Annotated in this window: 11 protein-coding genes and 1 pseudogene; 5 read left to right on the plus strand and 7 right to left on the minus strand. The window is 56.3% G+C overall.

Annotation, left to right across the window (positions count from 1 at the left end):
- The 3 genes from VA603_RS01360 to VA603_RS01370 all read left to right on the plus strand — a co-directional run.
- On the plus strand, positions 1 to 528 hold a 528-nt coding region (locus tag VA603_RS01360; protein ID WP_323437716.1), incomplete at its 5' end, for a tyrosine-type recombinase/integrase.
- Positions 529 to 1,050: 522 nt separating this feature from the next.
- A complete protein-coding gene (locus VA603_RS01365; protein ID WP_323437717.1) occupies positions 1,051 to 1,683 on the plus strand; it encodes a hypothetical protein in 633 nt (210 codons plus the stop codon).
- 2 nt (positions 1,684 to 1,685) lie between these two features.
- The gene (locus tag VA603_RS01370) at positions 1,686 to 2,588 is read left to right on the plus strand and encodes a ComEC/Rec2 family competence protein (RefSeq protein WP_323437718.1); all 903 of its coding nucleotides are present in this window, start codon (positions 1,686 to 1,688) and stop codon (positions 2,586 to 2,588) included.
- 97 nt (positions 2,589 to 2,685) lie between these two features.
- On the opposite strand, the pseudogene VA603_RS01375 reads toward VA603_RS01370, so the two are convergent.
- From VA603_RS01375 to VA603_RS01405, 7 genes and pseudogenes are all read right to left on the minus strand, one after another.
- A pseudogene (locus tag VA603_RS01375) lies at positions 2,686 to 2,867 on the minus strand (integrase core domain-containing protein).
- A gap of 166 nt (positions 2,868 to 3,033) precedes the next feature.
- A complete protein-coding gene (locus VA603_RS01380) occupies positions 3,034 to 3,159 on the minus strand; it encodes a hypothetical protein (RefSeq protein WP_323437719.1) in 126 nt (41 codons plus the stop codon).
- A 36-nt stretch (positions 3,160 to 3,195) separates the two neighbouring features.
- Positions 3,196 to 4,308: a patatin-like phospholipase family protein gene (locus VA603_RS01385; RefSeq protein WP_323437720.1), complete on the minus strand. Its 1,113-nt coding sequence runs from the start codon at positions 4,306 to 4,308 to the stop codon at positions 3,196 to 3,198.
- Positions 4,305 to 6,545, minus strand: a complete 2,241-nt coding sequence (gene cap2-3 / locus VA603_RS01390) for an anti-phage 6A-MBL system cap2_3 protein (protein WP_323437721.1) — start codon at positions 6,543 to 6,545, stop codon at positions 4,305 to 4,307. Before cap2-3 ends, VA603_RS01385 begins: the two co-directional genes overlap by 4 nt.
- Complete coding sequence (gene mblB, locus VA603_RS01395; protein ID WP_323437722.1) at positions 6,542 to 7,684, minus strand: anti-phage 6A-MBL system MBL-fold protein; 1,143 nt, start codon at positions 7,682 to 7,684, stop codon at positions 6,542 to 6,544. The genes cap2-3 and mblB overlap by 4 nt, the downstream gene beginning before the upstream one ends.
- A 683-nt stretch (positions 7,685 to 8,367) precedes the next feature.
- Positions 8,368 to 8,895, minus strand: coding sequence for a tyrosine-type recombinase/integrase (locus VA603_RS01400; protein WP_323437723.1), 528 nt, complete (start codon positions 8,893 to 8,895; stop codon positions 8,368 to 8,370).
- A 72-nt stretch (positions 8,896 to 8,967) separates the two neighbouring features.
- On the minus strand, positions 8,968 to 9,315 hold the full coding sequence (locus tag VA603_RS01405) for a site-specific integrase (protein WP_323437724.1): 348 nt from the start codon (positions 9,313 to 9,315) through the stop codon (positions 8,968 to 8,970).
- A 618-nt stretch (positions 9,316 to 9,933) separates the two neighbouring features.
- On the opposite strand from VA603_RS01405, the gene VA603_RS01410 reads away from it, so the two are divergent.
- Both VA603_RS01410 and VA603_RS01415 read left to right on the plus strand, forming a co-directional pair.
- Positions 9,934 to 10,380, plus strand: a complete 447-nt coding sequence (locus VA603_RS01410; RefSeq protein WP_323437725.1) for a hypothetical protein — start codon at positions 9,934 to 9,936, stop codon at positions 10,378 to 10,380.
- Between the two features lie 127 nt (positions 10,381 to 10,507).
- The coding region (locus VA603_RS01415; RefSeq protein ID WP_323437726.1) for a hypothetical protein at positions 10,508 to 10,900 on the plus strand (393 nt) is incomplete at its 3' end.

Below are 10,900 nucleotides of genomic sequence, written 5' to 3' on the forward strand. Positions count from 1 at the left end.
CGTGCCATTTGGGGGTACGAAGGTAGTGCCATAGTAACCGCCGCGTTGAAGCTCTCGCCCTTGCTATTTCCTCGCCCCGGCGAGCTGCGTAGCGCACGCTGGGCAGATATCGACCTTGATGCAGCGGAGTGGCGGTATGTCGCTACCAAGACCAACACACCCCACATTGTTCCGTTGTCCAAGCAGGCAATTGAAGTTCTCACTGAGCTGCGCCCTCTCACCGGCCGAGGCCAGTACGTTTTCCCAAGCCTTCATGGGAAAGGACGTTCGATGAGCGAGAACACGATAAATGCGGCCATACGCCGGATGGGGTTTGACTCAAAAACCATGACGGGGCATGGGTTCCGTGCAATGGCGCGGACTATTCTTGATGAGGTACTAGGGTTCCGTCCCGACTACATCGAGCATCAGCTTGCTCATGCGGTTCGTGACCCCAATGGACGAGCCTACAATCGCACTGCTCACTTGGGCGAGCGTCGCAAGATGATGCAGGAATGGGCTGATTATTTGGACAACCTGCGAGCTTAGAAGATAGATTCGTGCCCAATGCCGCGTTGGGGCGTGTACGTTGAACTGGGCAATGTCCTCAGCCCGCGGCATGAGGTATAGGCGGCTTCCACCATTGAGGCTCTGATTGTTTTTCAGCTCGACGTAGAGCCGGCTTCCCGTGGCACCTCGCAGCGCGTCGATGTAATGCGCAATGAAGTCCAAGCGAATCGCTTCGTCCGCTTCCAGCAACTTGAGGAAGAAATGTGGGTGCGCTTGCGCCAGGTTATGTACGCCCAAAATTCTTGTCGCTGACGACAGAAATCATCACTCGGATCACAAATGCTGTCGCGGATGTCTCGCAGGTTATCTATTCCTAAGAGCCACTTACTCCTCGCTAGTGAGGCGACAAGCATTCATGTACCACCAGCGCCCCTCGGTTAGCGCCGGCCGATGTCTCTTGTGCGTTGATTGCCCGACGCCCATAATGTTGCCGCCGTCGCATATCATCGGCAGCATTGGCTAGTAGTCGTTTAGCCACTCATCTGGAAAAGGACAGTTCCAATGACGGCTAAGAAGGGCAACCTTTCGTGGCTAAGTGCGTTCATCGCCTTTGATGTAGCGATTCTCTGTGCGGTCCTCGCCCCTCAACTCCGACTTATTGCCACTGAGCCCGAGGTTGTAGCCCGAGCCGCCAGTTCGCTCCTTGCGCCCCCCGCCCTGCTGCTTCTGTCTTCATTGATCCCAAATCAAGTGAAGGCATCCCTCGTTTTCTGGAGAGGCAAGTTTGCACTGCCAGGGCATAGAGCGTTCAGCCACCACGCGCATAGAGACCCGCGTATCGACACGGCAAAGCTCAATGCTCGCGTATCGCCGTATCCGGTTGACGAGTTGGAGCAGAACTCGACCTGGTACCGGATCTATCGCGCGCATCGCGATGATGCTGCTGTTGTAGACGCCAATCGCCGCTTCCTTCTGTTCCGCGACCTGGCTGTTGTTTCCATACTCCTGGCGCTCTTGCTCCCCCTTGGCCTGTGGGCGATCGGGCTAGGCCTCGCAGTCACTCCAACTCTTATCGTATTCCTCGCACAGTACGCATTGTCAGCAGTCGCAGCCATGCAAGCAGGCGTTCGGCTTGTCACAACCGTCCTGGCGATAGAAAGCACCGCAGACATCAATCAGAAGCAAGGAGGCTAGCTATGCCCGTGGTAAAGAGCTACTCGGTTGGCAATGGCGACATGTTCTACATTCGCCATGGCAGCGACAACTTCACGATCATCGACTGTGACCTCAATGCGGAAAATGCTGCAGAAATACTCGACGACCTTCGCATGGCAGGTGCCGGAAAGGGAATTCACAGGTTCATTTGCACTCATCCCGACGAAGATCACTTTGGCGGAATTGAACGCCTCGATGATGCACTCCCTATACATAATTTCTACGTCGTAAAGAATCAGGCGATCAAGGACAACGAAACGACGTCGTTTACGCGCTATTGCATCCTGCGGGATGGCCCCAAAGCCTACTATATCGAGAAGAACTGCAAGCGAAAGTGGATGAACCTCTCTGACACGGAACGGGGATCGTCCGGGATTACTGTTCTATGGCCTGACGTAGAGAACGACCACTTTAAACAGGCCCTGGCAGATTGCGACGCCGGCTACTCTTACAACAACACATCGGCAGTCATTCGCTATCAGCTCGAGGGAGGAGCCAGCTTCCTCTGGCTAGGCGATCTACATACTGACTTCATGGAGAGCATCACCGAAAGCATCGACCTGACTAAAACAACGGTCGTGTTTGCAGCCCACCACGGAAGACACTCCGGGAAAATTCCAAATTCATGGCTTGAGAAGCTTGACCCTCAGATCATTGTCATTGGCGAAGCACCATCTCGCCACCTGAATTACTACAGCGGCTACAAGAAGATTACCCAGAATAGAGCGGGAGATATAACCTTCGACTGCGTTGGCGAACTTATTCACATCTACACATCCAACCCGGACTATGAAGGCGATGCCTTACCATTAATGGACCTTGGTCAGGATGGGTTTCCTAACTACCTTGGAACTTTGGAGGTTGAATTTGAGTACACCCTGTAGAGACATGAGTCCAGTCTCCGTGGCCTGAGAGATTGACATACGGGGCAAGCTGCTGTGTCGACCACAGGGGTGTAATGACCTACCGTTCCTGCTCAGGTCATACGGTTAATGTAGCGGCATAGGCCGCATCCGGGGTCATCATCTTCAGTGCTAGGTGAGGGCGCTTTTCGTTGTAGAAGGCGATCCAGTCTGCGATCACCCGCGGGCATGGGTCTGGCTTTCGAAGCGACGCCGATGCACGCATTGCTCCTTGAACGTCCGGATTACCCGTTCCATCATCCCGTTCTGCTGTGGGCAGTGCGGGGTGATGAACTCCTGCTGTTGGCCTAGCTGCGCACCAGGCGCGTGTAGTCGCCGCTGGTGAACACCAGCCCGTTGTCCGAGTGCAGTAGGAAAGGCGCCGGCACCCGCCCCAACGTGCCGTAGCGCGTGATGAGGGCCTGTTTCAGCGCGGCCGACGCGGTGCCTTGCCGGTGCGCGACAGGTGCCATCCGAGCAGCTGTCGGGTGCCACAGTCGATCACCAGCGCCAGACTCAGCCAGCCATCCTTGCCACTCCATATCGACGACATTTGGCAGCCGCCATCTTGATAGGCGCACTCAGTCCGTTAGTCGGCCATCAGAGTTGCGATCTGCGTTGGCCCGCATAGGTCACTCTGCACATGGGGAGGCAGAAGCCTAGTGAGTGCTCTGCCGTGATTGGCAACGCGGTCAAAGTCACTCGCTGATAGCTTCAGCAAACTAGTTGGAAAAGTGGCAACAAAGCTTGCCTCGCGTCGATCGACGTCATCGTCACCAGCAGGATCACCGATATAGATCATGCCCCCTCTTGTCGCGTCACTGCTCAGGTAGTGATGGAAGGTTCGCACTCTCAAGGCATGAGACTGATCGGACATGATGTCGGCAACACGCTTGATTCGGAACGGATTCAGCGAATACTTGCTGAATCCCATGTCCAACGGCCTGCCTGCATCAGAGACCAATATGAAGTGACCGTTCACGGTCTTGGCGACTCCCCGTCCGGCGTCAAAGAACGGCTCAAGACCAAGGTTGTCATAGACGCCGCCATCATAGAGGTGGAGCGCTCTCAAGGGCTGTACATCCACGGCGTCCTCCTTGGGATCATCCCACCTCGCGCGCCGTCGCCACTTGAATCGGTCTACCCTCAGGCGTAGTGGCCCAAACCCTCCAGGGAACGCGGCTGAAACCGCCATCGCACTGGCGAGCGGGAAGTTTCCGGAAGGTGCGTACCCCGTGAGATAGTCTCCAAGGTCAGCGCGCTTGAATCTGAAACGTCGTCCGTTCTCTGCATTTGTGCCGTTGATCGACCAGTCCGGCGACTGGGGTAGATCGGCGAGCCTTTGGCTTATGGCCCAGCGCCTACGAAGTGCTGAAGCAAGCAAGTTGGATCGACTTAGCAGGAACCGGAGATTCGTTGGCCTGCATAGCTCGCGAAGTGCATCCCACTGGAGGCTACGAGAGGTTAGCTCACCACGGATTGTCGGGTAGACCTCGGTCAGGAATCTTTCCGAGCTCGGCCACTGCATCCCGGATCTGTGGACGACCAGCCCGGTGATCAGACTGCCCCCTGAGACGCTCGATATCCGCAGCACATTCTCCAGGCGCCCCGCTTCGGCCAGTGCCTTCATGACACCCAGGTGGAAGACCATAGCTCGAATGCCGCCGCCGGAGAGCACCAGATCAATTGGACGAGTCGTCACGGCCGTACCTCGGCTTGGACAACACCTATCTCATGGCCTCCTACGATCACCTGAACCACTGGCAGCCCCTCTTCGTTCATACCAACTGCCAACTGTGCGAGCTGGACTAGATCATCTCGACTTGGTACGGCAGGATACCCATCTGGGTGGCTATGCCACTCTCCTACGTACCCCACAATACCCGCGGTCCTCTCTCGAGCCTCGGCGACAAGGTCTGGAAGCCCGTCGGTTCCGCGCTCAAATGATGTCGGCGAGCCCTTGCTGTCTTTGGGCGCCGGCAAGGCGTCTACGATTACCAACAAATTCTGGGTGAAGTCGTGATAGCCGAGGAGGATGCCTCCAGTTTCATTGGGTAGCGACTGATGGCGAAGCTCACGAAGATGATCATGAAGACCCTCGTCCATATAGACGTCCAGGCCCTCCACTGTCTTGTGTACGTGTCGTTCGAATAGCTCTAGGGAAATGGCATCAGTTCCACCATCAGGTTCTCGCTGCCAGATGAATGCTGCTGCTGCATCTGACCTAATGTGTGCAGGAATGCTCTCGGCGAACTGACACGCATGGATCATTACGCTCGAGTACGGCAGGACCATCGACAGATCGCGACACGATGCACCGCTCCAGAAGAGGCCACGGTGACCGTCAAGGTGCTTTCTGCCCCATTCAGAGCGAATGATGGCACGGTAGTACTGTGCTTCGATCGTGCGCAGGCACCTGGTCTTGGCGGTGTCCTCCAGCATCATGACGCCTGACCTGCCATTAGGGGTCACAAAGACACTTACGTGCCTTGCCCTACCTTCATTGGCGGAACTCGCTCTGGGGTAGCCGAGGTCCGCAGTAGCGTCCACCACCAACTCGGAAGCATCCAGAGCACGTCCAACCTCTGGATTAAGGCTCGACATAACATCGGCCTCTACGCCGGTCAACGCGACGGCGCCACGAGTTATGGCCTCGACAAGCCTCGATACGGCCAGAACCTTGGGTTGCCCAATCTGAAAATTGAGCGCCGAGTGACGAGTCAGATTGTGAGGGCGGATGTGGTCCTTATCGATTACCGTCCATGTACCCCACCCAGATCTGATCCAAAGTTCGATCAGTGCACTTCCCAGAGAGCCGGCGCCCACCACCGTGCCTTTCGGCCCAGAATCGGAATGGCCGGACTGTGAGCGCGCCCGGTCTGCGCTGTTCTCCCACAGAACGGTTACAGGATCGAGGCCGATTGTCTCCCAGCCGACCGCTTCTTCACCGTCAAGGAGGCCCGCTGAGGTGTAGAAGCGCCCGTCCAGGTCAAAGAGTGCGCCCAGCTGCATCCCCACCTTTAGGGCTCCACCATGAAGAAAGAAGGCACGATAACTAACGCCCTCGACACGGCCCGTCGACGGCCTCCTCAACGGAATAGAGAGCAGCACAAGCACACTTGCCGGCTCGTCTTTCAGGGTCAGCCCTTGCTCGGGAAAACCCTGTTGCATTGCTAGACGCAGAGGATCCAGGAGGTTCGCTCCCCTCCGAATCATGATTTCATTCAGTTCGCCAAGCGAGTGCGGATCCCATTCAACCTGGCCGCTTTCAACAGGCTCAAGATCAATCTTGACCAATTTCGCCAGCACGCCTTGATCAGTGTCCAGGTGGTTGGTGATGCGCATCGTGGTGCCATTGTCCGCGCGCCGAACTCCGCTGACATGGAGAGGTTTTCCTTCAGAAGCGAGATCGGCGATATCCCACGGGATGACCAGCTCGTGCTTGGACTCAAAGAAGAGGGTGTCAAGGGGCTGATCTGCCAGATGCAGCTCCCCCTTCGCGTTCTTTTCCAACCACCACAAGATTCGTGCCAGGAATGAAGGAGCGGTCCATGTCCGCGCAACCACTTTCATCGGCTCGTAGTACAAGCACAGCTGCGCGGGCCCAAGTACTGAGACGCTGTTCTGATGCGCGAGTCTTGGGAAGTCCTTTCGCATCGCCCAGACAGCCGTTGCGATGCTGCCATCCTGCGGAACCACAATGAGCATCCTCTCCCTGAAGCGGAGCCCATACTTGTTGTGCTTCGGGACACCATGGCACTCAACATCAACCATGAGGTATACGACGTTTACTTCCTCATCCTCTCGATCCCGCATCACATCAATGAGCCTAAAGTCGCGGTTCGAGTTGATGGCGGCGATCATCGCGTGTGTACGCGATGATGCCTGCGAGGTATCTTCAAGCCCAATCAAGTCGAGTTGGAAGTAGTCCGAGTTCATGCGCCCGCCCGTGAAGGGCTAGAGGCGACGATGGCGGCCGAGCCGAGTGAGGCCGCGGACTTCTCCCAAGTGACCCCTGCAGCAGCGACGTTGAAGACAATTGGCTGAGGCTTGTAGCCGTTCGGCTCTTCCATCGTGACCAGGAAGGATCGGCCGTCGACCTTCCTCAGATACTTCTCGTATGTCTTTCTGGCCTGAATGTGGGGCGGCTGAACCTGTTCGTAGGCTTCCTTGGAATCCGTGACAGGCAAACTGCAGCTAACGATGTATGAGTCTGGCTTGCCCATCATCAGCAGCTCTGCGACCTTCTCACAGGGCGTTGTCTCTTCGTCGCCCTTTTCATCGCTGAGCGCACGGTAGCTGCAGTGGTGAGGGATATTGAACAGATCCCAAGCAAGCCTGTCATCGTTCTTGTGGTACTTGGTGATGTCCACGATCTTCTCCAGATCGCAGTACTCGGCATCACCAACTTCCAGGTAGTCGTACGTGAGCCCGTCGGCCTGCAACCTTACGTTGAACACCAAAGCCGCAGAATTGCGAATGATGTCTCCATCATCGCAGTGCTCAATGAACGGCGAATGGCAGAAGAACTCAACGTTGTCCTGCGCCAGGGTGAAGCCGGGAACCAGCGTGCCAGCGTCAACGAACAGATGGTCCCGCGCAGACAAGGCCTCTCCACGATCCTTCAGCTTAGGCTCAAGCCAATCGGCGAGGGCCTGTGGCTTGGAAAACACAAGAATTCCCTTGCCTTCGAGAAGACGATGTCGCGCTTCTTGCCGGAGAAGAACGAACTCTTCGGACTGCTGATCGTGAGTAGCTTCCTCCAGCAACATCGCGGCGGGCACCCAGAGTTGGTCGATCTTGATTCGACCCTCTCCGTGGTATCGCTTCGCGTGCTCCAGCCAAAAGAAATCGGTGCTTCCCTGGATGTGGTCATTATCAGCATGGGTGAATGCGACGACATCAAAGCTGGCCCTGTCGGCCTCCGCAAGATCCTTCTTCAGAGTCGCCTTCAAGTCGATCTCGGGGGTCGACTCTTCTTCAGCGCATTCCTTGTGCCGGAAGTCGAAGAGAACGCGTTTCCCGTTGTCCAGAATGACCTGGGTCGTGTCCCCGTTGCCCACCGGGTAAAAAATCACTTGGTGCTTTGTAGCCATAGCGAAGTCCCCCTTGAAATTGATCCATCAAGCGCAGATTGCTGCTGACCCGTCGCGCGAGGTGAGACGGGCGGCAGCCGGCCCCTATCGTTCAGCCACTATGAGACTTTGTGATGGCTGTCACCCCTTTCAAGGGCAACAGCGACTGATCAGCCGTATATCCAAAGAAAGAGATATATTTCATCAAATTCAATGTCTTACGATTGGTTTCTGTCAGGCGAGATCCAATCGAGAAGCCGAGGCCCAGCCACTAAGTGCGCCAAAGTCCAGTCGACTGAGGCCGGGACATCACAGCGCGACGCCAATCAATCGGACCGACCTTCCGTCTGCTATCTGGGGGCCATGTGCAGCCGCGCCGCAGAAGTTGCCTAAATGGTCGGGCTGCCCGAGTTGAACTACATCGCTTTCGGGAGGACGCTGGTGTGTCCGGATCTTGGGCGAATGCGTGCGGTCACGACCCGGCACCAGCAGGCGGACGTGCTCCACCATGGCTGCTACGACGCACATGCTTCAGCAAAGGCAGAGCTTGTGCAGGTTTTTGTGTACACGAGATTTTGAATCGCCCTCGTTTTCGTACGCGGCCAACATTAGGGGCATGTCCGCTCTTGGCCGCAGGGCGTCATGCGACCCATAGCGGACATCGAAGCGATGTCCGCCTGGGGTGTTCAGCAGGTGTGTAGTCGGTCGAGTGGGCTGACGGTTGTCCGGATCGCCTGCTCTACATGGGTGTAGATCATGGTGGTCTTCAGGTCCCGATGCCCCAGGAGCAGTTGGATCGTCCGGATGTCTGTGCCTGCCGCAAGCAAGTGAGTCGCAAACAAATGCCGTAGCGTGTGGCATGACGCATGTTTGGCAATACCGGCTTGATGCAGTGCTGCTTTGAAGGCCGTCTGTACGCCAGACTCGGAGGCATGCCAGCGAAGGCGGCGCCCGGTGTAGGGGCAGTTCCGTATGACGCGAGAGGGGAACAGGAATTGCCAGGCCAAACCCTGGCTTGCACTTGGAAACTTGCGTTCCAAAGCATTTGGCAGAGGAACGAATCCCGCACCCCGTACGAGGTCTTGCTTGTGCAAGCCGGCAACCCTCAGTAGTTGTCGCTGCAGCAGACGCTCTAGTTGGCGTGGCAGCAACGTGGTTCGGTCCTTGCCGCCTTTCCCCACCCTGACGTATAAGGCCTGCGCCCAAGTCCACATCCTTGACCCTGAGAGTCATGCACTCAGTCACCCGCAATCCAGACCCATAGAGCAGGTGTGCCATCAAGGCGCTTACGCCCTCCATCGCGCGAGGATGGTGGCAACCTCGTCCACGCTCAGCACGACCGGCAGGCGATGCCTACGCTGGATCCGCCTGAGTCCGCTCAGGTGGCCAATGTCCACCTCAAGGACATCCCGGTAGAGGAACAACAGCGCGTTGAGAGCTTGAGACTGAGTGGAAGCCGACACCATTCCCACGCTGGCTAGGTGGTTGATAAAGGCGACGACGCCAGGTGGTCCTAGGACGCGTGGATGTTGGAGGCTGTGGAAATGGATGTACCTGCGAATCCAGAACCGGTATGCCTGCTCGGTTCGGCGACTTAGATGTCGGCGTCGGCAAGCCACGGACACCTGGTCCATGAGCCGCAAAGGAGGTGGGGTGGTGCAGATAAGTTCACCCCATGAGGGTCACTCCGGTTGGGGGTCAAACGAGAGCAGCGTACTCTAAGCAAGAACCCCGTGGGTCCGGTTATACGTCGGCTTGTTAGCCGGACCCCGCCGCCCTAAGATCGAGCCGTATCAAAGGGATAGCCCACCATACGGTGTGCTGTGGATAAGTCGTATAACCGGACCCAAGGATCCGGCTAATAGGTAGTTTGGCCCGACAAGGAGAATAATGCGATACCGCGCCGTATTCCGAGAGATCACACAAGAAGACCTCGACTGGCACTGCATGTTCATGCCCGACGAAGATAGTTTTGACATGTACCTGCGGGCACTAATTTACGACGCATCACAGCTAGAGGGCGTGGCTGAAGTTGACCGGGACGGATTGCATGCGATTTTCATAACAGCTGACATAGCAATTGATGCCTTGAAAGAGAAGTTCATTCCGCTACTCCGGAGTCACTGGGCACATTTGCGCCTCTCAAGCTTTGACACGTATGACGGAGATCAGGCCTAACAATTCGTCCAAGCCGACGCCGCGTAGCGGCGCGGCTTAACTCAAGCGTTAGGCGCCAAAGGAAATGTCTCGCAATGTCTGATAAACACGGAACTCTCATCCTCATCCAAGGATTGGCCGGATCAGGGAAGTCTCACTTAATTGAACTGCTTAGGTACGACTTTCTAATCCAAGAGAACTTCGCTGCTTCAGAAAGCTCAGAAAAGCGAAATATTGATGATCTGGCGAGGGAGCTGCGGTGCGGGCGTTGCTGCATCGTCTCGGAGAGAAAGTATCGCTCTAACGTGGAGCGTAGCACCTTCATTCAAAAGGTCACAGCCGCTGTATCTCCCTCGCCGCACCCCACAATCAAAGTAATCTGCTTTGAGAATGACATCGAGACTGCTAACCATAACTGCCGAACGAGAACGAACAAGGCACACGACCCTACAGGTGATGGCCATGTGGCACAGAACGATGATGACACGAGAGACTACGAAATTCCCGCAGATGCAATAGTCGTAAAGGTTCACCGGATCTAGATCACCTTTGGCGCGCACAGAGTTGGTGCCTAATAATTCATTCAAGCCGACGCCGCTTCGCGGCGCGGCTTAATTCCAGAGTTAGACAGCACGGATCGAAGGCCGCTCACGAGCAAAGGAGAAGCTAATGAATGAGAACCCGGAACAGAGTCACCTTTCCAGCGACAATGGCCATGCGCTTGAGGTCGCTGGCGTCCTGCTCAACCGATTAGTGGGCCTAGTAACGACTATTGTCGTGCTTGGATTCATCCTTGTGCTGGCTCTAGTCGGTGCGTACCTTTATTTTGTTCTCAACCCTGATGGCTTCAGCGGAGCTCCTGCAGCAGCGGCGCAGACGCAATCGCTGCTGCTCAGCATTTGGCAAGGTGTGACTCCTATCGCTAGCACCGCGTTGAGGGTCATTGCTCCTGTCGTTCTTATCCTTGGGGCGCTCGTCTTCGTCGCATATCTCGCTAGGCGTGGTGCCGCGCCTTTTGATCTGTCACCCGTCACTAACGATCTTCCGTCGTTTCTTGCTGTA

This window comes from Stenotrophomonas capsici (assembly GCF_034961085.1).
Lineage (GTDB): Bacteria > Pseudomonadota > Gammaproteobacteria > Xanthomonadales > Xanthomonadaceae > Stenotrophomonas > Stenotrophomonas capsici.